Source organism: Streptomyces sp. NPDC101234, from assembly GCF_044767525.1.
Taxonomy (GTDB): Bacteria; Actinomycetota; Actinomycetes; order Streptomycetales; family Streptomycetaceae; genus Streptomyces; species Streptomyces sasae.
Map to the genome: position 1 here is coordinate 186,240 of NZ_JBIWOA010000019.1, position 24,969 is coordinate 211,208.

The following is a 24,969-nucleotide window of genomic DNA, read 5'->3' on the forward strand; positions in this document are numbered from 1 at the left end:
GACGCATGAGTCTGCGCCTGAGCACCGTGATCCTCCCGTACCGCCGCTGGAGCGAGGGCGGCGGTTCCGCCTGGACTCGGGCCGAGGAACTGGGCTTCCACACCGCCTACACCTACGACCACCTGTCCTGGCGCACCTTCCGCGACGGCCCGTGGTTCGGTGCGATTCCGACGCTGACGGCCGCCGCGTCCGTCACCGACCGGCTGCGTCTGGGCACACTCGTCACCTCGCCGAACTTCCGGCATCCGGTACCCCTCGCCAAGGAGCTGATCTCCCTGGACGACATCTCCGGCGGCCGCATCACCCTCGGCATCGGCGCGGGCGGCAACGGCTTCGACGCCACCGCGCTGGGCCAGGAGCCGTGGACCCCGCGCGAGCGCGCCGACCGGTTCGCCGAGTTCGTGCCGCTGCTCGACCGGCTGCTCACCGAGGACTCGGTGACGTACGAGGGCGAGTTCTACTCGGCCCACGAGGCGCGCAACATCCCGGGCTGTGTGCAGCGGCCCCGGCTGCCCTTCGCGGTCGCGGCCACCGGCCCCCGCGGGCTGAAGCTCGCCGCGCGCCACGGCCAGGCCTGGGTGACCACCGGCGACCCGAAGCTGTACGAGAACGGCACTCCCGAGGAGTCGGTCCAGGCGCTGCGCGGTCAGCTGGAAAAGCTCGGCGAGGCCTGCGCGGCGATCGGCCGGGACGCGGCGGAACTGGACAAGGTCCTGCTCACCGGCTTCACTCCGGACCGCGGCCGCCCGCTGGAGTCCCTGGACGCCTTCGTGGACTTCGCCGGCCGCCATCAGGAGCTGGGCTTCACCGAGCTGGTGATCCACTGGCCCATCCCCGACTCGGACTTCGCGGCCGAGCAGAAGGTCTTCGAGCAGATCGCCATGGAGGCCCCGGCCCAGCTGGGCTGAGCGCGGGTCCGAGCCGGTGGCCAGGACGGGGCTTCCAGGGCCCTTCGGAGTCGTCTGTGTCTCATCTGTGCACTGTGCCGCACTGCCGTGCGGGCATATGCGCGAGAATGGCGCGGTGACCTCAGCGACCCGACAGCCCGAGACCCCTGCCTTCGCGACCCCGCCCCGGCTGATCGCCACCGATCTCGACGGCACCCTGCTGCGCGACGACAAGTCGGTCTCCCCGAGGACGGTGGCCGCGCTGGCCGCCGCCGAGGAGGCGGGCATCGCGGTCTTCTTCGTCACCGGCCGCCCGGCCCGCTGGATGGACGTCGTCAGCGACCATGTGCACGGCCACGGCCTGGCGATCTGCGGCAACGGCGCCGCCGTGGTCGACCTGCACGGCGGCCCCGGCGCCCACCGCTTCGTCAAGGTGCGCGAACTGGCCCGGGAGAACGCGCTGGACGCCGTGGGGCTGCTGCGCGACGCCGTGCCGGGCACGGTGTACGCGATCGAGCAGACGTACGGCTTCCACCAGGAGCCGGCCTATCCCAAGCTGCACATGGAGATACCGGACCATCTGCTGGCCGCCGAGGAGATCCTCGCGGTCGACGGTCCGAGCGCCGGCGAGCCCGTGCTCAAGATCCTCGCCTACCACTTCGATCTCGACCCCGATGTCTTCCTCACCCGCGCCCGCCTCGCCATCGGCGACCGTGCCACCGTCACCCGGTCCAGCCCCAGCGCCCTGCTGGAGATCAGCGGTCCGGGCGTCTCCAAGGCCAGCACCCTCGCCCTGGAGTGCGCCGAGCGCGGTATCTCGCAGGAGGAGGTCGTCGCCTTCGGTGACATGCCCAACGACGTCGAGATGCTGACCTGGGCCGGGCAGTCGTACGCGATGGGCAACGCCCACCCCGACGTCGTCGCCGCTGCCTCGGGCCGCACCGTCGCCAACAACGAGGACGGGGTCGCGGTCGTGATCGAGCGGATGCTGGCCGCCCGCATCTGAACCCGACTGTCCGGGGCTAGGCCGCTCCCACCAGCGACTGTCCGGGGCTAGGCCGCTCCCACCAGCGACTCCGTCGCCGCCTCCCGCTCCGCCATCGCCCGCAGCGGCCCGGCCGCGGCGGCCAGCTCCGCGTAGGGTCCACGCTGCACCACCCGGCCCTCGCCGAGCACGATCACCTCGTCCACGGCGTCGAGCCCCGCCAACCGGTGCGTGATGAGGAGGGTCGTCCGGCCCTCGGTGGCGGCCAGCAGATCCGCGGTGAGCGCATCCGCCGTGGGCAGGTCCAGATGCTCGGCGGGCTCGTCCAGGACGAGCACCGGGAAGTCCGCGAGCAGCGCCCGGGCGAGCGCCAGCCGCTGCCGCTGCCCGCCGGAGAGCCGGGCCCCGTGCTCGCCGACGAGGGTGTCCAGCCCGTCGGGCAACCCGTCCACCCAGTCGAGCAGCCGGGCCCGGCCCAGCGCGTCCCGCAGGTCGTCCTCGGTGGCGTCCTTCCGGGCGAGCAGCAGGTTCTCGCGGACCGAACTGTCAAAGAGGTGCGCATCCTGGGCACACAGCCCGACCAGCCGCCGTACGTCGTCGCCGTCCATGCCGAACGCGTCCACACCGGCGAGTGTGTAGGAGCCCGCGTCCGGGTCGAGGAACCGCAGCAGGACCTGCGCGAGGGTCGTCTTGCCGGAGCCTGAGGGGCCGACCACCGCGACCCTGTGCCCCTCGGGGAGGGTGAGGTCGAGCCCGGCGAGGGCCTCCCGTCCCTGGCCCTCGTACCGGGCGGACAGGCCCTTCAGTACGACGGGGAAGGGCGTCGCGGGGGCCTGGCGCGGCCGCTCCGGCTCGTGCACGGGCTCGGGGGCGTCCAGCACTTCGTAGATGCGCTCGGCGCTCCTGTGGACCCGCTGCCGGTGCCGCGCGGCGAGCGGCAGCCCCAGTACGGCCTCGAAGGCGGCCAGCGGAGTGAGGACCACGACCGCCATCGCCACTCCACTCAGCCGGCCGTCGGCGACCCCCTGGGCGCCCAGCAGCGCGGTGGCCGCGACGGTGAGCCCCGTCAGCAGTGCGGTCAGCCCGTCACCGAGCGCGGTGGCGGTGGCGCCCCGCGAGGCGATCCGGGTGAGCGTGTGGTCGGCCCGCCGGGCTTCCTCCGTGCGAACGGGCAGCGCACCGGCGACCGTCAGCTCGGCGGTGCCGGTGAGCAGGTCGGTCACCCGGGTGGCCAGCAACCCGCGGGCGGGCGCCAGCCGGTGCTCGGCGCGCCGGGCCACGGCGGAGGTCACCAGCGGAACACCGACTCCGGCCGCCAGCAGCCCCACCGCGAGCGCGGCCCCGGCTTCGGGCAGGAGCCAGGCCGTGAACCCCACGGTCCCCGCGGAGACGGCAACCGCGACCCCGGCCGGCAGCAGCCAGCGCAGCCAGTAGTCCTGCAGGGTGTCGACGTCGGCGACCAGCCGGCTGAGCAGATCGCCCCGCCTGGCCGCCCGAAGCCCGGCGGGGGCGAGCCGCTCAAGGCGTCGGTACACGGCGACCCGCGTGTCGGCCAGCATCCGCAGCACGGCATCGTGCGACACGAGCCGCTCGCCGTACCGGAACACGGCCCGCCCGATCCCGAAGGCCCGCGTGGCCGTGACGGCCACCATCAGATACAGCACCGGCGGCTCCTGCGAGGCCCGCGAGATCAACCACCCGGAGGTCGCCATCAGCCCGACGGCACTACCGAGCGCAAGCCCCCCGAGCAACAGAGCAAGCAACAACCGCCCCCGCCGTGCCCCGGACGCAGCACGGACACGAGCGAGCACACTCCGGCGACGCACAGACGCGGACGCCACAGAGCCATACGCCACCCGCCCGGACAGCTCCACCGACCCACTGTCCAACCCACCGAGTCGCTCGGCCGCCACGCCTTCCAACCCACCGAGACGGTCGGCCGCCTCGCCTTCCAATTGACCGAGTCGGTCGGCCGCCACGCCTTCCAATCGACCAAGACGGTCAGCCGCCACGCCTTCCAACCCACCGAGACGGTCGGCCGCCTCGCCTTCCAATTGACCGAGTCGGTCAGCCGCCACGCCTTCCAATTGACCGAGACGGTCGATCGCCTCGCTTTCCAGCCCACCGAGACGGTCGATCGCCTCGCTTTCCAATTGACCGAGTCGGGTGGTGGGTGGGCGGAGGTTTTGGGGGTTCAGGGGGCGGAGCCCCCTGGGGGCCTCGCTGCCGGAGAGCCGCACCACGCGGTCCGCCGCCGAGAGCAACGCCGGCCGGTGCACCACCAGCAACACAGTCCGCCCCTCGGAGAGCCGTCGTACCGCCGCCACAACCTCCGCCTCGGTCGCCCCGTCCAGCGCAGCAGTCGGCTCGTCCAGCAACAGCACAGGCCGGTCGGCGAGAAACGCCCGCGCCAGCGCCAGCCGCTGCCGCTGCCCGGCGGACAACCCGGCGCCGTCCTCACCGAGCACGGTCCCGGCACCCTCGGGCAGCGCGTCCACGAACTCCAGCGCCCCCGCGTCCCGCAACGCCCGCCGCACGGCGTCGTCGTCCGCGTCGGGGCGCGCGAGCCGTACGTTCTCGGCGATCGTCCCGGCGTACAGATGCGGCCGCTGCGGCACCCACGCGATCCGCGACCGCCACTCCTCCAGGTCGACGTCGGCGAGATCGACTCCCCCGACCCCTCCGCTCCCTCCAGCCCCTCCGACCCGTACCCGGCCTTCCGTCGGCCGTACGAACCCCAGCAGCACGTTCAACAGCGTCGACTTGCCCACCCCGCTGGGTCCGACCAGCGCGACGGTCTCGCCCGGTTCGACGGTGAAAGAGACATCGGTGACCGCATCCGCCGACCGGTCCGGATAGCGGACCATCACCCCTTCGAAGGCCAGAGAGGCATCCGAGGGGACCGCACCCGCGCCGGACGCCGGCACCGGAGTCTCCAGCACCGCGAAGATCTCCTCCGCCGCCGCGAGCCCTTCCGCCGCCGCGTGGAACTGGGCGCCCACCTGGCGCAGCGGCAGATACGCCTCGGGTGCCAGCACCAGGATGACCAGTCCGGTGTACAGGTCCATGTCGCCATGGACGAGCCGCATTCCGATGGTCACGGCGACCAGCGCCACCGACAGCGTGGCGAGCAGTTCCAGCGCGAAGGAGGAGAGGAAGGCGATCCGCAGCGTCCGCATGGTCGCCTGCCGGTACTCGCCGGTGATCCGGCGGATGGACTCGGCCTGGGCCTTGGCCCGGCCGAACACCTTCAGCGTGGGCAGCCCGGCGACCACATCCAGGAAGTGGCCGGAGAGCCGGGACAGCAGCCGCCACTGCCGGTCGGTCCGGGACTGCGTGGCCCAGCCGATCAGCACCATGAAGAGCGGGATGAGCGGCAGGGTCCCGACGATGATCGCCGCGGAGACCCAGTCCTCCGTGACGATCCGCGCCAGCACCGCGACCGGCACGACCACCGCAAGCCCCAACTGCGGCAGATAGCGCGAGAAGTAGTCGTCGAGGGCATCGACACCGCGCGTGGCGAGGGTGACCAGCGATCCGGTCCGCTGCCCGCTCAGCCAGCCTGGACCGAGCGCCACCGCCCGGTCCAGGAGCCGCCCACGCAGTTCGGACTTGACCGCCGCGCTCGCCCGGTGCGCGGCGAGCTCGGTGAGCCAGGAGACCAGCGCCCGGCCGACGGCGACGCCCGCCAACAGCGCCAGGGGAGTGCGGAGTTCCGAGACCGAGTGGCCGTGCTGGAAGGCCCCGACCACCACTTCGGCGATGAGCATCGCCTGGGCGATGACCAGTCCGGCGCCGACGGCACCGAGACCGACGACGGCCACCAGGAAGAGGCGGGTGGCACGGGCGTAGCGCAGCAGACGCGGATCAATTGGTTTCACGTGAAACATGCCCTTCGGCCCAGGGAGGGTGTTTCACGTGAAACAGTGCGGATCATCGTGAATCACCCTGCCCGTCGGACTCAGTGCGCGGCTTCGGTCGCTATGTGCTGCGTGCCGATCCGCTTGCGGAACACCCAGTACGTCCACCCCTGGTAGAGCATGACGAGCGGCGTGGCGATCGCCGCCAGCCAGGTCATGATCTTCAGGGTGTACGGACTCGACGAGGCGTTGGTGACCGTGAGGTTCCAGTCCCCGTTGAGCGACGACGGCATGACGTTCGGGAAGAGCGACAGGAAGAGCATCGCCACGGCCGCCACGATGGTCACGCCGGACAGGGCGAACGCCCACCCTTCACGGCCGCGCAGGTTCGCCCCGAGGGCCGCCAGCAGCGCGACGACCGCCACGACCAGGGCCACCAGGCTCTTGGCGTCACCGCTGTCGGCCTGGGTCCACAGCAGGAAGGCCAGCGCCACCACGGCGGCGAGAAGACCGACCTTGGTCGCCAGCTTCCGTGCCCGTACCCGGATGTCACCGACGGTCTTGAGCGCGGTGAACACCGTGCCGTGGAAGGTGAACAGGGTCAGGGTCACCACTCCGCCGAGCAGGGCATACGGGTTGAGCAGGTCCCAGACGGTGCCGACGTACTCGAAGTGCCGGTCGATCTTCACACCGTGGACGATGTTCCCGAAGGCCACACCCCACAGGAACGCCGGGATCAGCGAGGTCCAGAAGATCGCGGTCTCCCAGTTGCGCTGCCAGCTCTCCTCGGGCCGCTTGGCCCGGTACTCGAAGGCAACACCGCGGACGATCAGGCAGACCAGGATGACCAGCAGGGGCAGATAGAAGCCGGAGAAGAGCGTGGCGTACCACTCGGGGAAGGCGGCGAAGGTGGCGCCGCCCGCGGTGAGCAGCCACACCTCGTTGCCGTCCCAGACGGGGCCGATCGTGTTGATCAGCACCCGCTTCTCCAGCCGGTCACGGGCCAGCAGCTTGGTGAGGATGCCGACCCCGAAGTCGAAGCCCTCCAGGAAGAAGTAGCCGGTCCACAGGACGGCGATCAGGACGAACCAGACGTCGTGAAGTTCCATGACTGCGTCTCCCTCGGCCTAGTACGAGAAGGCCATCGGCTTGTCGGCGTCACGGGCCTCGCCGCCGATCTTCGTGGGCGGGTTGAGGTCGTCCTCGGTGAGCTCCGGCGGGCCTGCCTTGATGTACTTCACGAGCAGCTTGACCTCGATGACGGCGAGGATGGCGTACAGCGTGGTGAAGGTGATCATCGAGATGAGGATCTCGGCCTGGGAGACACCGGGGGAGACCGCGTCACGGGTCTGCAGAACGCCGTAGACGACCCACGGCTGGCGGCCCATCTCGGTGAAGATCCAGCCCCAGGAGTTGGCGATCAGCGGGAAGCCGAGGGTCCAGATCGCCACCAGCCAGTACAGCCTGCCGAGCTTGGGGCTGAGGGCCTTGTTCCTGAAGAGGACCAGGTTCGGCACCTCGTCCTCGCCGACCCGCAGATGCTGCGGCAACATGAACTTCTTACGGGTCAGCCAGAGTCCGACGATGCCGATGGCGAAGGACGCCATACCGAAGCCGATCATCCAGCGGAACGCCCAGAAGGTGACCGGGACGATGGGCCGGTAGTCGCCGGCGCCGTACTTCTGCTGCTCGGCCTTGTTGGTGTCGTTGATGCCGGGCACGTACGAGTTGAAGCTGTCGTCGGCCAGGAACGAGAGCAGGCCGGGGACGGACAGTTCGACGGTGTTGTGGCCCTTGCTGACGTCGCCGTAGGCGAAGATCGAGAAGGGCGCCGGCTTCTGGCCGTCCCACAGGGCCTCGGCGGCGGCCATCTTCATCGGCTGCTGCTTGAACATGACCTTGCCGAGGGTGTCACCGCTGATCGCGGTGAGCATGCCGGCGATGACGACGGTGACCAGACCGAGCCGCAGCGAGGTCTTCATCACGGTGATGTGCTTCTTGCGGAACAGGTGGAAGGCGGCGATGCCGACCATGAACGCGCCACCGGTCAGGAAGGACGCGGTCAGCGTGTGGAAGGCCTGGGCCAGCGCGGTGTTCTGGGTGAGGACCGCCAGGAAGTCGGTGAGCTCGGCCCGCCCCTTCGCCTTGTCGATCTTGTAGCCGACGGGGTGCTGCATCCACGAGTTGGCCGCGAGGATGAAGTATGCGGACAGGATCGTGCCGATGGAGACCATCCAGATGCAGGCCAGGTGGATCTTCTTGGGCAGCTTGTCCCAGCCGAAGATCCACAGCCCGATGAAGGTGGACTCGAAGAAGAACGCGATCAGTGCCTCGAAGGCGAGCGGGGCGCCGAAGATGTCACCGACGAACCGTGAGTAGTCCGACCAGTTCATGCCGAACTGGAACTCCTGCACGATGCCGGTGACGACCCCCATCGCGATGTTGATCAGGAAGAGCTTGCCCCAGAACTTGGTCGCCCTGAGGTACTTCTCCTTCTCCGTGCGCACCCAGGCGGTCTGCAGACCGGCCGTGAGCGCGGCCAGCGAGATCGTCAGCGGAACGAACAGGAAGTGGTAGACGGTGGTGATGCCGAACTGCCAGCGCGCCAGTGTCTCCGGCGCCAGAGCCAGGTCCACGTCGTCAGTCTCCTTACGTCGCCGTAGTACAGCGGCAGGTGCCCCTTTTGTCACGTACATCACGGACCAAACGGGACGCGCTTGTGAATGCATTCACATTCACAAGCCATTATGACGCACTGATTATCGAAGGACGAAGGGGGGTCGCACTTGAGCCGTTCGGCCCTCTCCGGACACAGCCGTACGGGGCCGCCCGGCCTCGGAACACCGGCCGTGCGACCCCGTACGTGTGGACCTGCCAGGGCTAGAACTCCTTGCGGAACGCCTCCGCCACCTTCAGGAAGATGTCGTTCGCCTCGGTCTCGCCGACCGTCACCCGCACGCCCTCGCCCGGGAACGGCCGGACGACCACACCGTGCTCCTCACAGAGCCCCGCGAAGGCCGCCGTACGCTCCCCCAGCCGCAGCCACACGAAGTTGGCCTGGGTCTCGGGCACCGTCCAGCCCTGGGCGCGCAGCGCCTCGACCACACGCTGCCGCTGGCACACCAGCGAGCCCACCCGGCCGAGCAGTTCGTCCTCGGCCTGCAGGGAGGCGATCGCCGCGTCCTGGGCGATCTGGCTCACGCCGAACGGCACCGCCGTCTTGCGCAGCGCCGCCGCCACCGGCTCATGGGCGATGGCGAAGCCGACCCGCAGCCCGGCGAGACCGTACGCCTTGGAGAAGGTCCGCAGGACGCAGACGTTCGGCCGCTCACGGTAGAGCTCGACACCGTCCGGCACCTCGGGGTCGCGGACGAACTCGCGGTAGGCCTCGTCAAGGACCACCAGCACATCGCCCGGCACCCGGTCGAGGAACCGTTCGAGCTCGGCCCGCTTCACGACCGTGCCGGTCGGGTTGTTCGGGTTGCAGACGAAGATCAGACGGGTGCGGTCGGTGATCGCGTCCGCCATCGCGTCCAGGTCGTGCACATCGCCGGGCGTGAGCGGCACCTGGACCGAGCGGGCGCCGCTGATCTGCGTGATGATCGGGTACGCCTCGAAGGACCGCCAGGCGTAGATCACCTCGTCGCCGGGTCCGCTGGTGGCCTGGATCAGCTGCTGGGCGACACCGACCGAGCCGGTGCCGGTGGCGAGGTGGGAGAGCGGGACGCCGAAACGGTCCGACAACTCGTTCATCAGACCGGCGCAGGCCATGTCCGGGTAGCGGTTGAAGGCGGCAGCCGCCGCGGTGACGGACTCCATCACACCGGGCAGCGGGGGATAGGGGTTCTCGTTGGAGGACAGCTTGTAGGCGACCGGACCGTCAGCCGCGGCGGGCTTGCCCGGCTTGTAGGTGGGGATACCCTCCAGCTCGGCGCGCAGCTTGGGGCTCGTCTCGCTCACCGCAGTCCTCCTCGCGACCTCCGGCGGACCGTCCGCGCCGCCGGCATCCAATACTGCTCACCTTATGAGGATTCGGCCCCGCTGCGTACAGCTGCGGAGCCGGCGAGAAGCCGGGCCACCTGACCTCATCCGCCCCACAGGCATCACGGGCATCACCGTACGAAGGCGCATTTATCGGGGGCGCGCCCTACATATATCTACGCGCCGGTGGCTCACGCCGTGGCGCGCATCACCCGTGAAGGTGAGTTGAGACCTCTTCGAAACATCGAGCACTTGGCAGGCCCATCCGTGCCGACAAGTCACGTCTCACCATTGGATCGTTCAACTGACTTTCTTTCTAAGGTAGTTGACCCTATTTGACCTTGCAGAAACGTGCCTGTCAACGCGTGCATATGCGTCCGCACTACCCCACCGCATGAGCCCTACTATCGGCTCGCCATGACAGCAGCAGGGAAGCACCAGGTGAGCCGCGCGGAAACCTCTCGGCGAGGCAGCCGGCCGGGCCGGGCCGGCATCAGAGACGTGGCCGCCGCCGCCGGAGTCTCCATCACGACCGTCTCCGACGCCCTGAACGGCAAGGGCCGGCTCCCGGATGCCACCAGGCGCCACGTCCGCGAGGTCGCCGACCGGCTGGGGTACCGCCCCTCGGCCGCCGCCCGCACCCTCCGTACCGGCAAGTCGGGACTCATCGGCCTGACCGTGACGACGTACGGGGATGAACCTTTCACCTTCACCGAGTTCGCCTACTTCGCCGAGATGGCGCGGGCGGCCACCTCGGCCGCGCTCGCCCGCGGCTACGCCCTGGTCATCCTGCCCGCGACCTCGCGCCACGACGTGTGGTCGAACGTGGCCCTGGACGGCACGGTCGTCATCGACCCCTCCGACCAGGACCCGGTCGTCAGCGAGCTGGTCCGGCAGGGCCTGCCGGTGGTCTCCGACGGCCGCCCGGCCGGCTCGCTCCCGGTGACCGCCTGGGTGGACAACGACCACGAGGCCGCCGTCCTCGGCATCCTCGACCATCTCGCCGACGCGGGCGCCCGCCGGATCGGCCTGCTCACGGGCACGACGACGGACACGTACACCCATCTGTCGACCACCGCCTACCTGCGCTGGTGCGAACGCGTCGGCCAGGACCCGGTCTACGAGGCCTACCCGGCGCACGACCCGTGCGCGGGCGCCGTCGCCGCCGACCGGCTGCTCGCCCGCCCGGACCGCCCCGACGCCGTGTACGGCCTGTTCGACCCCAACGGCACCGATCTGCTCGCCGCCGCCCGCCGCTACGGGCTGCGCGTCCCCGACGACCTGCTGCTGGTCTGCTGCAGCGAGTCGACCGTGTACGCCAACACCGAGCCGCCCATCACCACGCTCTCCCTGAAGCCGCGCCGCATCGGCACGGCGGTCGTACAACTGCTCATCGACGCGATCGAGGGGGTCGATTCGGACCAGCCCGTCGAGCAGGTGATACCGACCGAACTGATCGTGCGTACCTCCTCCCAGCGACGGCCGCAGCGCACGACGGTGAGCCCGCCGCGGGCACCGGAGGAGGGGTAGCACGGGCACGCCGAGAGCCGGACGGCGCACCCGCCGGGCGTCGTCGGATGGCGGCCGGCAGGTGAACGGCGGATGGACGAACCCCTGCCCAACCGGGGCGAAAGCCGCGCCGAACCGGAGTCCCGCCCGGATTCACCACCCCTGGGTCATCACACGGCGCGACGGGCATTCCTATGATGGGCCCACGACACCGCGGGCCGCTGCGACCAGGCAGTCCGATGCGGTGCAGATGCGGCGTGATGGTGGAGGGGTCTGATGACTCAGGGGGCCGGTCAGGGACCCGAGACGGAGCGAACGGCGACGTTGCGCGACTTCCGGGTGCCCGCGTACGTCAACGAGACCGGTCCGTACGTCGACAGCACGCATCCCGGCGACGTCGTCCCGCCGCTCGACGAGGCGTACCCGGAGGGCTATCCGGACGGGTACACGCCCACCCAGCGCGACCTGCCGGTCATCAACCGCGGCGACACGCTCCAGATGCCCGTCGAACCGGCCGCCGCCCCGGTCGCGCAGGCTGCGGCCGGCCCCGGCCCGCTGTACGTCGTCGGTGACGTGCACGGCTACTTCGACGAGCTGATCAGCGCCCTGCGGGAGCAGGGGCTGATCGACGCGGACGGGCACTGGTGCGCGGGCACCGCACGGCTGTGGTTCCTCGGCGACTTCACCGACCGAGGTCCGGACGGCATCGGCGTCATCGACCTGGTGATGCGGCTGTCGGCCGAAGCGGCCGCCGCGGGCGGCTACTGCAAGGCGCTGATGGGCAACCACGAGCTGCTGCTGCTCGGCGCCAAGCGGTTCGGCGACACCCCCGTCAACTCCGGCGCGGGCACCGCCACCTTCCAGGCGGGCTGGCTGCTCAACGGCGGCCAGAAGACCGACATGGACCGGCTCCAGGACCACCACCTCCAGTGGATGGCCCGCCTGGACGCGGTCGAGGAGGTCGACGGATATCTGCTGGTGCACTCGGACACCACCGCCTACCTCGACTACGGCGACTCGATCGAGGCGGTCAACGACACCGTCCGCGAGACCATCACCCGTAACGACGCGGATGAGGTCTGGGATCTCTTCCGCAAGTTCACCAAGCGCTTCTCCTTCCGTGACGAAGGGGGTGCAGACGCCGTCCGTTCCCTTCTCGATACGTACGGCGGCACCCGAATCGTTCACGGACACAGCCCGATTCCCTATCTGCTGGGGGAAGTCGGCTCCGAGGACGACGAAGAGGGCACCGGCCCCGTGGTGACGGGGCCGCACGTCTACGCCGACGGGCTCGCCATCGCCATGGACGGCGGAGTGACCATGGCCGGAAAGCTGCTGGTTAGGCAACTTCCTCTGGACAACTGAGGGTTCGGCAGGCTGTTCTGTCCCTCCGGCGTCGCACGCGGGTCACCCCCAATTTCCGGCAACCCCCTGTCACCGCGTGCCTTAACGGCTCTACCATCGGTTTATCCGTAGCAGGCTCCCCTCCGTTTCTGCCCGACGGCTCGCCGGCGTGCGAGCCCCAAGCCCTACGGAGCATCGGGGGATGCACATGAACAGCGTTCCGCAGCACCTGCTCAGTGAGGACCGCCAGGAATACGAGCGGATCCTCGATGAGGCGCTGCGCTCCGCCCGTTACCGTCCCGAACTGGCCGGTATAGGCCAGCGTTTGAATACCGAACAGCTGCGCACCATGGCGCTCAACGCCACCGCACTGATCACGGCGGCCGCGGCGACCGAGTACCAGCACTATGTGAAGGTCCGCGAGGAACTGCGCAATCCGGCGCGGTCCACCCCGGCCACCGTCCAGGAGTCCGGCTCGGCAGAGTCGGGCACGGGCGGTGCACTGGGGCTCGCCACCACCCTCGGCGAGGCAGCCGAGACCACCGGCGCGGGCGCTGTCGCCGTCGTCGCGGTCCTGGCCCCCGTCCTCGCCGGCACTGCCGCGGCGATCTTCCTGCTCGTCGGCTACGTCCTGAAGATGCTGGACCCGTCTCGCACCTTCGCCCGGACCATGCTCACCGCCGGCTGGGTGTTCGGTGCCGTGACCGCGGCCGCCATCCTGCTGGCAGGTGTGGGGCTGCTGCTCACCGCACTGCGCAACAGCCCCTCGCTGGAGGCCGGAGCCTATGGCGAGCCCGGCGGGGAGGTGGCCAAGGCCCGGGAGGCCTGGCGGGACGCCCTGCTGGAGCGCGGCATCCTGCCCTTCCTGCGAGAAGCGCTGGCCACCGACCCCGGCACGGCCGGACTGCGCCGTACGACGCCGTCGGGCCCGGCGGGCCGGATGCCACGCCTCGGCTACGACCGCCCGGGCTTCAGCACCGACGACGGCACCGCGCCCGCCACCCGCCCGAGCTTCACCAGCCCGGACTACACCAGCCCGGACTACGGAGGCCCGGAGCACCAGCCGGAATAACCCGGCTTGCGCCCCCGGACGGGGGCGCAGGCCGGACACCCGGTCTACGCGGTGGCACCGGGGAGTTGACGGGCGGTGCGCTCGTCGAACTCCTCCCGTGCCGCCCGGACGGCGGCGCTGTTCGCCTGCGCCCAGTCGGTGATGCCCTGCACAAGCCCGCCCACCTCCTGGCCCAGCCGGGTCAGCCGGTACTCCACACACGGCGGCACCGTCGGATACAGCGTGCGGGTCAGCAGTCCCTCCCGCTCCAGCGCGCGCAGGGTCTGCGTCAGCACCTTCGGTGTCACGCCGTCCAGCCGTCTGCGCAGTTCGGCGAAGCGCATGGGCCGGCCGTCCGCAAGGGCCACCAGCACCAGCATGGTCCACTTTCCGGCGATCAGGTCCAGCACGGCGCGGGTGGGGCAGTCCCGCAGAAACACGTCCACGCCACCGTGTTCTCTCAGGTCGAAGCCGGTATCCATGAGGAACCTCAATATCAGACAAGTGCCTTCTTCCGTACGGGTGTTGCCCGGACCGAGCATGGACGGCACCACGATCCGCTGCCGAGGAGTCCTGATGTCCGCCCGTATGCATGCCGTCGTCCAATCCGTGTTCGGTGGTCCCGAGACGCTCGAGTACGCCGAGACCGGCGTACCGGAGCCGGGCCCCGGGCAGGTGCTGCTGCGGGTCGCCGGTGCCGGGATCAACCCCGGCGACGCGGTGCTCCGCTCCGGCCGGGTGCCGGAACTGGTCGAACTGCCGTGGACCCCGGGCAACGATGTCGCCGGCGTCGTCGAGCGGGTCGGCGAGGGCGTCACACGGTTCGCGCCGGGCGACGAGGTGTACGGCTTGATGCCCGTCTCCCGACGGGGCGCGTACGCCGAGTTCACCGCCGCACCGGCCGAGGCGCTGGCCTTCGCTCCCAAGAACCTCGACCTGGTGCACGCGGGCGCCGTGCCCCTGGTGGCGTCGACCGCCTGGCAGGCGCTGACCGTGCTGGCACGGGTCCGGCCCGGCGACCGGGTGCTGATCCACGCGGCCGCCGGCGGTGTCGGCCATGTCGCGGTGCAACTGGCCAAGGAGCTGGGGGCGCATGTGATCGGGACCGCGCGGGCCGCCAACCATGACCTGCTGCGCGGGCTGGGCGCCGACGAGGCGATCGACCACACCACCACCGACTTCCGGACCGCAGTGGCTCCGGTCGACATGGTCCTGGACCTGGTGGGCGGCGCCTACGGACCGCGCTCCTTGGACGTCCTCCGTCCGGGCGGGCTGCTCGTCGGCGCTTCGATCGCCCCGGGTACGGACGAACGCCGGGCCGCCGAGCGCGGGCTGCGTTATGTCTGGGTCACTGCCGCTCCTTCGGGTGAGGTGCTGGACCGGATCACGGAACGCATCGAGGCCGGCCGACTGCGAGTACTGGTCCAGGACACCTACCCGCTGTCGGAAGCCGCCGAGGCCCACCGCGCGATCGAGGCCAGGCGCACCACCGGCAAGCTGGTCCTCGTACCGTGAGGGAGGCGGCGCGCTGTCGTCACGGAGATGAAGGTCCGTCACAAAGTGCGTGTGGTCCTCCTCGACGGCGACCAGCACCCGGGAGGGGTTCAGTCCGCCAGCGGCAGATACACCCGGTTCCCGCTCGCCGCGAACTCCTTCGACTTCTGGAGCATCCCCTCCGCGACCTCCTCCGCAGACGCCCCCTCGGCCGCCGCGCCGCCGAACCGCTCCGTGATGCTCTGACTGATCTTCATCGAGCAGAACTTCGGGCCGCACATCGAACAGAAATGGGCCGTCTTGGCGGGCTCCGCCGGGAGCGTCTCGTCATGGAACTCGCGGGCCGTGTCCGGGTCCAGGGCGAGGTTGAACTGGTCCTCCCACCGGAACTCGAAGCGGGCGTCGGACAGCGCGTCGTCCCACTCCTGCGCGCCCGGATGGCCCTTGGCGAGGTCGGCCGCATGAGCGGCGATCTTGTAGGTGATGACGCCGGTCTTGACGTCGTCCCGGTTGGGCAGGCCCAGGTGCTCCTTGGGCGTGACGTAGCAGAGCATCGCCGTGCCCCACCAGGCGATCATCGCGGCACCGATACCGGAGGTGATGTGGTCGTACGCCGGCGCGACGTCCGTGGTCAGCGGGCCGAGCGTATAGAACGGAGCTTCATCGCAGATCTCCTGCTGAAGGTCGATGTTCTCCTTGATCTTGTGCATCGGGACATGGCCCGGGCCCTCGATCATGGTCTGTACATTGAAACGCCTGGCGATCCGGTTGAGTTCCCCGAGAGTGCGGAGCTCCGCGAACTGCGCTTCGTCATTGGCGTCCGCGATGGAGCCGGGACGCAGACCGTCGCCCAGGGAGTACGTGACGTCGTAGGCGGCGAGGATCTCGCAGAGTTCCTCGAAGTTCTCGTACAGGAACGACTCCTTGTGGTGCGCGAGGCACCAGGCCGCCATGATCGACCCGCCGCGCGAGACGATGCCGGTCTTGCGGTTGGCGGTGAGCGGCACGTACGGCAGGCGCACGCCCGCGTGGACGGTCATGTAGTCCACGCCCTGCTCGGCCTGTTCGACGACCGTGTCCTTGTAGATCTCCCAGGTCAGCTCCTCGGCCCTGCCGTCCACCTTCTCCAGGGCCTGGTAGAGCGGCACCGTGCCGATGGGGACGGGGGAGTTGCGCAGCACCCACTCGCGGGTGGTGTGGATGTTGCGTCCGGTGGACAGGTCCATGACCGTGTCGGCGCCCCAGCGGGTCGCCCAGGTCATCTTCTCGACCTCCTCCTCGATGGAGGAGGTCACCGCCGAGTTGCCGATGTTGGCGTTGACCTTCACCAGGAACCGCTTGCCGATGATCATCGGCTCGATCTCCGGGTGGTTGACGTTGGCGGGCAGTACGGCCCTGCCCGCCGCGATCTCCTCACGGACCACCTCGGGAGAGACGTTCTCGCGGATGGCCACGTACTCCATCTCCGGGGTGATCTCGCCCCGGCGGGCGTACGCGAGTTGCGTGACCGCCTCGCCGTCCCGGCCACGGCGGGGCTGGCGCGGGCGGCCCGGGAAGACCGCGTCCAGGTTGCGCAGACCGCCACGCGGCGAGGTGTGCTTGATCCCGTCGTCCTCGGGACGGACGGGCCGGCCCGCGTATTCGGCGGTGTCACCGCGGGCGACGATCCAGTTCTCCCGCAGCGGAGGAAGGCCCCTGCGGACGTCGGTCTCGACGAGCGGATCGGTGTACGGGCCGGAGGTGTCGTAGAGCGTGACCGACTGCCCGTTGGTGAGATGCACCTGACGGACCGGCACCCGCAGGTCGGGGCGCGAGCCCTCGACATACCCCTTGTGCCAGCCGATGGACTTCCCGGCCTCCTGGGACGATTCGCCCGCAATGGGCGCTTCGTCCTGACGGAAGGCAGGCGTGCGTGCGTCCTTGTTGGTCATGAGACCTACTCCCTACGCCGGCATTACCCGGTAACAGGTTCGGCGGTCGACGCAGCGGCTTCCGTCGGGCGGCGTTTCATGTGAAACATCACTCGTTCCACGTGAAACATCGCGAATACGGAGGTCAGCGCCCTCTCAGCCCGGTGCTCCGAGCTCCCGCGTGTGCAAAGGTGCCTCCACGCTAGCGTCAATTCGGGCGCGGTGAACAGAGGGCTCCTGCCGTTCTTGCGATGATCGGGCGGTGACCTCGACACAACAGCACCCCTATCCACCCCCCGAACCAAGACAGGGCGGTGGATCCGGCCACGGGGGCCACGGTGCCGGTGACGGACACAACCACGGGCAGGGGCAGCAGCACAGCCACGAGCCCTCCCACGGCCACGACAACGACCATGCCCACCACCACGGCACCGGCCATGACCACGGCCGCCCGCCCGGTCAGAACACCGGCCAGGGCGGCTCCGTGTCCGGCGGCGGGCACGGTCACTCGCACAGCCACAGTCACGGTCCCGCCGCACCGGTCTCCAAGCATCTGCGCAAGGTCATCGCGGCGATCCTCATCCCCTTCACCGCCGCGGTCGTGGCCGGCATGGTGGTGCTGTGGCCCGGCGGAGCACCGGCGCACGAGCGCACCGGCGTCGGCTTCGACCGCCAGACACAGTCGGCCACGGTCACCAAGGTCGTCTCGGTCGACTGCAAGTCGGTCAACGCCTCCGGGAGTGGTTCGATCGGCGACACCTCCACCAGCGGGGACGGTTCCGCGAAGGAGGGGTCCGGCGGCACCTGCAAGAAGGCGACGGTCCGCGTCGACACCGGCAAGGACAAGGGCCGTACGTTCACCGAGATCGTGCAGCCCGACCAGTCACGGCAGTTGCACCAGGGCGAGCAGGTCGTGGCCGCCTACGAGCCCTCGGCGCCGAAGGACCTGCAGTACTCGGTCACCGATGTGAACCGGAAGTTCCCGATGGCGCTGCTGGCCGGGATCTTCGCGCTCGCCGTCGTGGTGGTGGGGCGGCTGCGCGGTGTCATGGCGCTGGTCGCACTGGCCGTCAGCTTCCTGGTGCTGACCCTGTTCATCCTGCCGGCGGTGCTGCAGGGCTCGAACCCGCTGCTGGTGGCGGTGGTCGGGTCGAGTGCCATCATGCTGATCGCCCTGTACATGTGCCACGGGCTGTCGGCCCGGACCTCGGTGGCGGTGCTCGGCACGCTGGTCTCACTGTGCCTGATCGGCGTCCTCGGCTCGGAGTTCATCGACTGGGCCGCGCTCACCGGCAACACCGACGACAGCACCGGTCTGATCCACGGCCTGTACCCGTCGATCGACATGAGCGGTCTGCTGCTGGCCGGCGTCATCATCGGTTCGCTGGGCGTCCTGGACGATGTGACGGTGACCCAGACATCGGCGGTCTGGGAGCTGCACGAGGCCAATCCGACGATGGGCTGGCGCGGGCTGTACCGGGCGGGCATCCGCATCGGACGCGACCACATCGCCTCCGTCGTCAACACCCTCGTCCTGGCCTATGCGGGCGCCGCGCTGCCGTTGCTGCTGCTCTTCTCGATCGCGCAGAGCAGCGTGGCAACGGTCGCCAACAGCGAGCTGGTGGCCGAGGAGATCGTGCGCACGCTGGTCGGCTCGATCGGCCTGGTCGCCTCGGTACCGGTCACCACGCTGCTCGCGGCCCTGGTGGTGTCGGCCGACCGGCCGGGCGAGAAGGCGGTCCTCCCCGTGGAGGCCGCGTCCGCTCCGCCGCGCGGCGGGCGGGGGCGGCGCCGGAAGCGGTGAGAGGGCCGTGGACGGGCCTGCGGGAGGGCGTGGGCGGCCGGTGAGGGCGGAACGTCAGGCACTGGCCCGAGGATGCGCAGAAGCGTTCCTGCGCATCCTCGGGCGGCTCGGCGGAGCGGCCTCGCGCCCCCTGCCGTAACGCTTCAGCCGGCGCTCTGTTCCTCGGCCAGGATGCGGTCCAGAGCCTCGTCGAGGTGGGCGTCGAAGTCGGCGAGCGCACCTTCCTGGCCGAGCGGGACCAGCTTGTCCGTGCGGTCGAGGAAGGCCACCAGCGGGGGCGCCGAGGACCGGAACACCGCTTGGTCACCGCCGACCTGAAGCCGGATCAGCACCTCGCCCAGCACCTCGGAGTCGGCGGGCGCGATATGCACATCGCCCTCCCCGCACGGCCTGCCCACCCCGTCGATCAGCAGCTCACGGCCGAAGGCCCAGGTGACCGGTGCGTCCCCGGGCAGATGGAAGGTGAGCCGCACGGCATACGGATCACAGGTCTCGTAACACAACTCCACGGGGATGCGGAAGGAGAGCTCCTCCGAGACGAGAAAGCTCATCATGACTTCTGCTTGTACGGACTCGCGCATCGCCTACCCCGTCATATGACACCGACTGGCCGGGATTTACCCCTGTAATGGTGGTCAAATCTTGCTGAACGTACACAGCAGATCACAAGGAGTGAGTTTTCAGATACTGATAGCGATCGCCAGAGAGCCCAGATGCCGTCCCACCTCGGCCTGCAACTGCCGGGCGGCGGGCAGCAGCCGGTCGGCCTGGTGGAGGGGGAGCGAGATGGCCATCGTGGCGGCCGTGGTGCCGACCGTGATGGGAATCGCCGCGCACACCGTGCCCAGCGCGTACTCCTGGCGCTCCACCACCGGCTCCATCCGCCGCGTCCGCTCCAGACGCCGCAGCAGCGCATGGCCGTCACGGACGGTGTACGGGGTGATCGCCTGTACGGGGTAGCGGTCGAGGTGGTCACGGCGGACGTTGTCGTCCAGCTGGGAGAGCAGACACTGGCCGATGGCGTGCGCGTGCCCGGTCTCGCGGAAGTCCGCCCACTCCTCGACCGCCGGGACACCCGGTGAGTCGGAGACGCAGACGACCTCGATCTCGCCGTCCCGATACATCGCGTAGTACACCGGCGCACCGATCGAATCCCGCCAGTGGGCGAGGGTGTCGACGACCGCGCTGCGACGTTTCTGCTGCGCTCCACTGCTGCTCAGCCGCTCTGCCGCTTCGCCGAGGAAGAACAACCCCTTGTCACGGCGCAGATAGCCCTCGTGGACCAGGGTGCGCAGCAGGTGGTAGGCGGTGGGCAGCGCGAGGCCGGTCTCGCGGGCCAGTTGTTTGGCGGGGGCGCCGTGTTCGTGTCCGGCGACGCATTCCAGCAGGCGCATCGCACGCTGCACGGAGCCGATGAGCGTGGCCGAGTGCGGCTGTGCGGGGTCGGCCGGTCCGGCCGGCCGCTGCACGGGGGGTGTGCTGGAACATCGTTGGGCGGGGGGTGCGGGATGGTCCGTGGGTGCGGGGGTGGCGTCAAGCGTGGCCAAGGGTCACTCCCGGAGCGCGAGGGGGTCAGCGACTCTAACCGTCTGTCGCCGCTCCTGGTCGGCCCGTGCGCGAAACTTCCCTCCCCCGAGGGAACCGGTGATTCCTGTTACCGGACACCGATTCCCACGGTCGTCACCAGTCGCTCTTCGACGAGGAGTTCGACATGAACTTCCGCACGATGTAGATCAGTCCGCCGACCAGCGCCACGAAGATCAGCGCCTTGAAGAGCAGGTAGGCCAGGAAGCCGACGACGGCGCCGATCAGACCGCCGAACACCGCCAGCGCGATGACCGGCACCGCGATCCACTTCACCCACCACGGCAGACCTGTGAAGATCTCTCGCATTGCCCTGTCCTCCGCTTTCTCGTGCGCTCCGGCACGTAGGTCTCGTGCGTCCCGCACGATGCGATGTCCTGCACCCGATGCTAGAGCCGCGAGGGGGTCGTTCGGGGGCCTGCGATCCCTTGTCCTCCCCTGACCCTTCCCCTAGGGAACCCGGGGGTCCGGGGTCAGGCCTCGGGCGGAGAGAAGACCACCAGAACCCTCAGATCCTCGCTGATGTGATGGAACTTGTGGGCCACCCCGGCGGGCACGTACACGACGCTGCCCCGCGCCACCTGCGTGGTCTCCATGCCGACGGTGATCGAGGCGCGGCCGCTGACGACGAAGTAGACCTCGTCCTGCTTGTGCGGCTGTTGCGGGTCGTGCGAGCCCGCGTCCAGGGCGTAGAGGCCGACGGACATGTTCCGTTCCCGCAGGAACTGCAGGTAGGCCCCTTCGTTGGCGGCGCGCTCCGCCTCCAGTTCGTCCAGCCGGAATGCCTTCATCGCAGTTGTCGCCCTCGCCTCACTATTTGCATCCGATCTCGTCTGTCACGATCAGACACATGAAGAATTTCGTAGTCAAGACGATCGCCAACGCGGGCGCCCTGGCGGTCGCCGTGTGGCTGCTCGACAAGATCACCCTGACCGGCGACAGCACGCCCAAGAAGGTCTGGACGCTGATCCTGGTCGCCCTGGTCTTCGGCCTGGTGAACTTCCTGGTCAAGCCGATCGTGAAGGTCCTGACCTTCCCTCTGTTCATCCTCACGCTCGGCCTGATCACCCTGGTGGTCAACGCGCTGATGCTGCTGCTGACGTCCTGGGTGTGCGACAAGCTGAACCTGAGCTTCCACGTGGAGGGGTTCTGGACCGCCGTCCTTGGCGGACTGATCATCTCGATCGTGTCCTGGGCCCTGAACATGATCCTTCCCGACTCGGACTGAGAATCCGATGACCTACCGCGTCTGCTTCGTCTGCACGGGCAACATCTGCCGTTCCCCGATGGCCGAGTCCGTCTTCCGCGCCCGCGTGGCCGAGGCCGGGCTGGACGACCGCGTCGAGGTCGACAGCGCCGGCACCGGCGGCTGGCACGAGGGCGACGGCGCCGACCCGCGCACCGTCCGCGTCCTCGAGGAGCACGGCTACGACAGCGACCACACCGCCCGCCAGTTCCGGGCGTCCTGGTTCGCCCGCCTCGACCTCGTGATCGCCCTCGACTCGGGCCACCTCAAGGCCCTGCGCCGCCTCGCCTCCACCGAGGAGGACGCCCGCAAGGTGCGGCTGCTGCGCTCCTATGACACGGCCGCCGGAGACGACCTCGACGTACCGGATCCGTACTACGGCGGTCTGGACGGCTTCGAGGAGTGTCTTGAGATGGTGGAGGCGGCGAGCGAGGGCCTGCTCACCGCGGTACGGGACGAAGTGGAGGCAACGGCGTCATGAGCGAGGCGGCCATGGGCGAGGGCACACGCGCGGTGCGCGCAGGGCTGCCCGAGCCGGTCAAGAACGAGCCGACCCTGCCCGGGCCGGTGTTCGCCGCACACTTCCATCTGCCGGGCGAGGTGAGCGGGCCGTACGCCTACGGGCGGGACGAGAACCCGACCTGGACCCATCTGGAGCGTGCCGTCGGTGAGTTGGAGGCGCCCGGCGAAGACGTCGAGACGCTGGTGTTCGCCTCCGGCGTGGCCGCCGTCTCGGCGGTGCTCTTCTCCCAGCTGCGCGCCGGGGACGCGGTCGTGCTGCCGTCCGACGGCTACCAGGTACTCCCCCTGGTCCGCGCCCAGCTGGAGGCGTACGGCATCGAGGTGCGCACCGCGCCGACCGCGGGCGGCGCCCAGCTCGACGTCCTGGACGGGGCGAAGCTGCTGCTGATCGAGTCGCCGTGCAACCCCGGGCTCGACGTGTGTGACATCCGCCGGCTCGCCGAGGCGGCACACGCGCGTGGCGCGCTCGTCGCCGTCGACAACACCCTCGCCACCCCGCTCGGCCAGCGGCCGCTGGCGCTGGGCGCCGACTTCTCCGTGGCCAGCGGCACCAAACAGCTCACCGGGCACGGGGACGTCCTGCTGGGCTACGTCGTCGGACGCGACGCGGCGGCCATGGCCGCCGTGCGCCGCTGGCGCAAGATCATCGGGGCGATCTCCGGGCCGATGGAAGCCTGGCTGGCCCACCGCTCCCTGGCCACCCTCCAGTTGCGGGTGGACCGGCAGAACGCGACCGCACTGCTGCTCGCGGAGGCGCTGCGCGAGCGGCCCGAGGTGACCGGGTTGCGCTACCCGGGGCTGCCCGACGACCCGGCGCACAAGATCGCCTCGCAGCAGATGCGCCGCTACGGCTCGGTGATCTCCTTCACGCTGCCCACGCGCGCGCGTGCCGAGCGCTTTCTCGGGCTGCTGCGGCTGGTCGACGACGCGACGAGCTTCGGCGGGGTGCGCTCCACGGCCGAGCGGCGGCGCCGCTGGGGCGGGGACGACGTACCGGAGGGCTTCATCCGGCTGTCGGTCGGGGCGGAGGATCCAGAGGACCTGGTGGCCGATGTGCTCCGCGCACTCGACGAGTCGGATCGGTGACCGGATTACGGACGCCGTCGCGGGCCCGACTACGTATAACGGACGGTCCGAGCCTCCCCCCTCGTGGCTCGGACCGTCCCGGTTCCCGCGCGCCAAGAACCGCGCGACCAAGGCTAGTTGACTCTGCGTCAGTGTCCAATCACTGTAGCGGCAGAGACCTATCGACTTATTTATACTTAGGGACCTGTCCGGGGGTCGGCGCAAGGACAGGGGGAAGGGGAGGGCGTGCCATGGATCTGGCCTTGCTGCGCACCTTCGTGACCGTGCACCGGGCAGGCTCCTTCACCCGCGCCGCCGCCCTGCTCGGGCTCTCGCAGCCGGCCGTGACGTCCCAGATCCGGACCCTGGAACGGCAGTTGGGCCGCCCTCTCTTCCTGCGGCAGGCCCGTGGGGTGACCCCCACGACCATCGGCGACGAACTCGCCCACAAGGCCGCCCCGCATCTCGACGCCCTCGTGGAGATAGCGGAGCGCGGCCTCGACGACGAATCCTCGGTGCGCACCCTGCACCTCGCGGGTCCGCCCGAGTTCACCGCCGAACGCGCCCTGCCCGCCCTCACCGAACTCGCCGGCGACGACGGCCAGGGTTTCGCACTGCGCGCCTCGTTCGGGAACGCCGAGGAGACTCTGGAGGGGCTGTCCGCCGGACACCATGACCTGGCCATCAGTACGGCCCGGCCGCGCGGCGCCCTGCTCACCGCCACCGCGCTCTGCGACGAGGAGCACGTACTGGTCGCCGCTCCGCGCTGGGCGGAGGAGATCGGCACCGGGACGGTGCGCGACAAGGGCGCGCCCGCTCTGGAGAACCTGCCCGTCGTCGAGGTGCATGAGTCGCTGCCGTTCGTCTCGCGCTATTGGGGCTCCGTGTTCGACACCCGCCCGGCCGCCTCCGGCACGGTCGTGGTGCCCGATCTGCGCGCGGTCCTCGCCTGTACGGTCGCCGGCGCCGGCCTCGCGGTACTGCCCCGCTATCTGTGCGCCATCGCTCTGGAACGCGGTGAGGTCATGGCGCTGCACGAACCCGCGGTGCCGCCGCTGCGGACGTACTTCCTGGTCGTGCGTACCGGCACGCTCGCCATGCCGCATGTGGCGCGGGCGCACGAGTGGCTCCACCACGCGGCCGTGGACTGGGGCTGAGCGGGTTGTCCAGGTTCACACGGTGCGGCCGCCCGGTGGCGCTTCGCGATGTTTCACGTGGAACCAGCTGGGCCACATTTCTCCCATGACCGTCCGACCCGTGGTCAAGCGCACCGCACGCGCCGTTCTCCTGGACGGCGACGACCTGATCCTGATCAAGCGCACCAAGCCAGGTGTCGATCCCTACTGGGTCACGCCCGGTGGCGGGGTCGAACCGGAGGACACCACCGTCGTCGACGCCCTGCACCGCGAGGTGCACGAGGAACTCGGCGCCAAGATCACCGATGTCGTGCCCTGCTTCGTGGACACCGTGGAGCACATCGGCGACAACGGCAGCGCGACCGGTGTGAAGGTGCAGCACTTCTTCGTCTGCCGACTGGAGTCCATGGACCCGGCGCTACGGCACGGTCCCGAGGTCGACGAGCCCACGGGCGAGTACGAGATCGTGCGTGTCCCCTTCACCCGCGTCGGGATCGCCTCCGTGCACCTCGTACCGCTGTCCCTGCGGCACTATCTGGACGGCAACATCGAGGGCGTACGGGCCATGCACGCTCCCGACCTCGGCTGACG

22 protein-coding genes and 1 riboswitch are annotated in these 24,969 nt (G+C 69.8%); of the genes, 12 read left to right on the forward strand and 10 right to left on the reverse strand.

The features are described 5' to 3' along the window. Window positions 1-5 precede the first annotated feature (5 nt). Together ACIRR9_RS31875 and ACIRR9_RS31880 are read left to right on the forward strand one after the other, a co-directional pair. A complete protein-coding gene (locus ACIRR9_RS31875; RefSeq protein WP_403758861.1) occupies window positions 6-908 on the forward strand; it encodes an LLM class flavin-dependent oxidoreductase in 903 nt (300 codons plus the stop codon). 97 nt (window positions 909-1,005) lie between these two features. After that, window positions 1,006-1,893, forward strand: a complete 888-nt coding sequence (locus tag ACIRR9_RS31880; protein WP_403758864.1) for an HAD-IIB family hydrolase — start codon at window positions 1,006-1,008, stop codon at window positions 1,891-1,893. A gap of 47 nt (window positions 1,894-1,940) precedes the next feature. Here the strand turns inward: ACIRR9_RS31880 and cydD are convergent, their stop codons facing one another. From cydD to hisC, 4 genes are all read right to left on the reverse strand, one after another. Continuing rightward, the gene (gene cydD / locus ACIRR9_RS31885) at window positions 1,941-5,753 is read right to left on the reverse strand and encodes a thiol reductant ABC exporter subunit CydD (RefSeq protein WP_403758866.1); all 3,813 of its coding nucleotides are present in this window, start codon (window positions 5,751-5,753) and stop codon (window positions 1,941-1,943) included. Window positions 5,754-5,833: 80 nt separating this feature from the next. After that, on the reverse strand, window positions 5,834-6,841 hold the full coding sequence (gene cydB, locus ACIRR9_RS31890; RefSeq protein ID WP_403758869.1) for a cytochrome d ubiquinol oxidase subunit II: 1,008 nt from the start codon (window positions 6,839-6,841) through the stop codon (window positions 5,834-5,836). An 18-nt stretch (window positions 6,842-6,859) separates the two neighbouring features. After that, complete coding sequence (locus tag ACIRR9_RS31895; protein WP_365339195.1) at window positions 6,860-8,368, reverse strand: cytochrome ubiquinol oxidase subunit I; 1,509 nt, start codon at window positions 8,366-8,368, stop codon at window positions 6,860-6,862. A gap of 244 nt (window positions 8,369-8,612) precedes the next feature. Then, window positions 8,613-9,692 (reverse strand): histidinol-phosphate transaminase, encoded by a 1,080-nt coding sequence (gene hisC / locus ACIRR9_RS31900; RefSeq protein ID WP_403758872.1) that lies wholly within the window; start codon window positions 9,690-9,692, stop codon window positions 8,613-8,615. Between the two features lie 438 nt (window positions 9,693-10,130). On the opposite strand from hisC, the gene ACIRR9_RS31905 reads away from it, so the two are divergent. The 3 genes from ACIRR9_RS31905 (at window position 10,131) to ACIRR9_RS31915 (ending at window position 13,638) form a co-directional block, all read left to right on the forward strand. Continuing rightward, window positions 10,131-11,243 carry a LacI family DNA-binding transcriptional regulator gene (locus ACIRR9_RS31905; protein WP_365339199.1) on the forward strand — a complete coding sequence of 371 codons (1,113 nt, stop codon included), beginning with the start codon at window positions 10,131-10,133 and terminating at the stop codon, window positions 11,241-11,243. Window positions 11,244-11,498: 255 nt separating this feature from the next. Then, complete coding sequence (locus tag ACIRR9_RS31910; RefSeq protein WP_403758875.1) at window positions 11,499-12,587, forward strand: metallophosphoesterase; 1,089 nt, start codon at window positions 11,499-11,501, stop codon at window positions 12,585-12,587. Window positions 12,588-12,768: 181 nt separating this feature from the next. Then, window positions 12,769-13,638 (forward strand): hypothetical protein, encoded by an 870-nt coding sequence (locus tag ACIRR9_RS31915; protein WP_403758878.1) that lies wholly within the window; start codon window positions 12,769-12,771, stop codon window positions 13,636-13,638. 44 nt (window positions 13,639-13,682) lie between these two features. On the opposite strand, the gene ACIRR9_RS31920 is transcribed toward ACIRR9_RS31915, so the two are convergent. Continuing rightward, window positions 13,683-14,099: a winged helix-turn-helix transcriptional regulator gene (locus ACIRR9_RS31920; RefSeq protein ID WP_384560754.1), complete on the reverse strand. Its 417-nt coding sequence runs from the start codon at window positions 14,097-14,099 to the stop codon at window positions 13,683-13,685. Between the two features lie 94 nt (window positions 14,100-14,193). Here ACIRR9_RS31920 and ACIRR9_RS31925 point away from each other — a divergent pair, with 94 nt between their 5' ends. Then, complete coding sequence (locus ACIRR9_RS31925) at window positions 14,194-15,132, forward strand: NADP-dependent oxidoreductase (RefSeq protein ID WP_403758881.1); 939 nt, start codon at window positions 14,194-14,196, stop codon at window positions 15,130-15,132. A gap of 89 nt (window positions 15,133-15,221) precedes the next feature. Here the strand turns inward: ACIRR9_RS31925 and thiC are convergent, their stop codons facing one another. Then, the gene (gene thiC, locus ACIRR9_RS31930; protein WP_403758884.1) at window positions 15,222-17,042 is read right to left on the reverse strand and encodes a phosphomethylpyrimidine synthase ThiC; all 1,821 of its coding nucleotides are present in this window, start codon (window positions 17,040-17,042) and stop codon (window positions 15,222-15,224) included. Next, window positions 17,035-17,212, reverse strand: a riboswitch (TPP riboswitch). (Overlaps the previous gene by 8 nt.) 71 nt (window positions 17,213-17,283) lie before the next feature. Here thiC and ACIRR9_RS31935 point away from each other — a divergent pair. After that, window positions 17,284-18,825 (forward strand): YibE/F family protein, encoded by a 1,542-nt coding sequence (locus ACIRR9_RS31935; RefSeq protein WP_403758887.1) that lies wholly within the window; start codon window positions 17,284-17,286, stop codon window positions 18,823-18,825. Window positions 18,826-18,968: 143 nt separating this feature from the next. On the opposite strand, the gene ACIRR9_RS31940 is transcribed toward ACIRR9_RS31935, so the two are convergent. The 4 genes from ACIRR9_RS31940 to ACIRR9_RS31955 form a co-directional block, all read right to left on the reverse strand. Beyond that, complete coding sequence (locus tag ACIRR9_RS31940) at window positions 18,969-19,406, reverse strand: SsgA family sporulation/cell division regulator (protein WP_123975759.1); 438 nt, start codon at window positions 19,404-19,406, stop codon at window positions 18,969-18,971. 99 nt (window positions 19,407-19,505) lie between these two features. Continuing rightward, on the reverse strand, window positions 19,506-20,294 hold the full coding sequence (locus tag ACIRR9_RS31945) for a helix-turn-helix domain-containing protein (protein WP_365339308.1): 789 nt from the start codon (window positions 20,292-20,294) through the stop codon (window positions 19,506-19,508). A gap of 211 nt (window positions 20,295-20,505) precedes the next feature. Next, window positions 20,506-20,718 carry a DUF5326 family protein gene (locus tag ACIRR9_RS31950; RefSeq protein WP_365339215.1) on the reverse strand — a complete coding sequence of 71 codons (213 nt, stop codon included), beginning with the start codon at window positions 20,716-20,718 and terminating at the stop codon, window positions 20,506-20,508. A gap of 164 nt (window positions 20,719-20,882) precedes the next feature. Next, on the reverse strand, window positions 20,883-21,200 hold the full coding sequence (locus ACIRR9_RS31955; protein WP_123975757.1) for a cupin domain-containing protein: 318 nt from the start codon (window positions 21,198-21,200) through the stop codon (window positions 20,883-20,885). A 59-nt stretch (window positions 21,201-21,259) separates the two neighbouring features. Here ACIRR9_RS31955 and ACIRR9_RS31960 point away from each other — a divergent pair, with 59 nt between their 5' ends. The 5 genes from ACIRR9_RS31960 to ACIRR9_RS31980 all read left to right on the forward strand — a co-directional run bounded on the left by ACIRR9_RS31960 (window position 21,260) and on the right by ACIRR9_RS31980 (window position 24,967). Further along, on the forward strand, window positions 21,260-21,637 hold the full coding sequence (locus tag ACIRR9_RS31960; RefSeq protein WP_403758891.1) for a phage holin family protein: 378 nt from the start codon (window positions 21,260-21,262) through the stop codon (window positions 21,635-21,637). A 7-nt stretch (window positions 21,638-21,644) separates the two neighbouring features. Further along, the gene (locus ACIRR9_RS31965; protein WP_403758894.1) at window positions 21,645-22,136 is read left to right on the forward strand and encodes a low molecular weight protein-tyrosine-phosphatase; all 492 of its coding nucleotides are present in this window, start codon (window positions 21,645-21,647) and stop codon (window positions 22,134-22,136) included. Continuing rightward, entirely contained in the window at window positions 22,133-23,263 is a 1,131-nt protein-coding gene (locus tag ACIRR9_RS31970) for a cystathionine gamma-lyase (RefSeq protein ID WP_403758897.1), read from the forward strand. Before ACIRR9_RS31965 ends, ACIRR9_RS31970 begins: the two co-directional genes overlap by 4 nt. Before the next feature lie 230 nt (window positions 23,264-23,493). Further along, a complete protein-coding gene (locus tag ACIRR9_RS31975; RefSeq protein ID WP_316771499.1) occupies window positions 23,494-24,399 on the forward strand; it encodes a LysR family transcriptional regulator in 906 nt (301 codons plus the stop codon). A gap of 85 nt (window positions 24,400-24,484) precedes the next feature. Further along, window positions 24,485-24,967 (forward strand): NUDIX domain-containing protein, encoded by a 483-nt coding sequence (locus tag ACIRR9_RS31980; protein ID WP_123975752.1) that lies wholly within the window; start codon window positions 24,485-24,487, stop codon window positions 24,965-24,967. The last annotated feature ends 2 nt before the right edge of the window (window positions 24,968-24,969 follow it).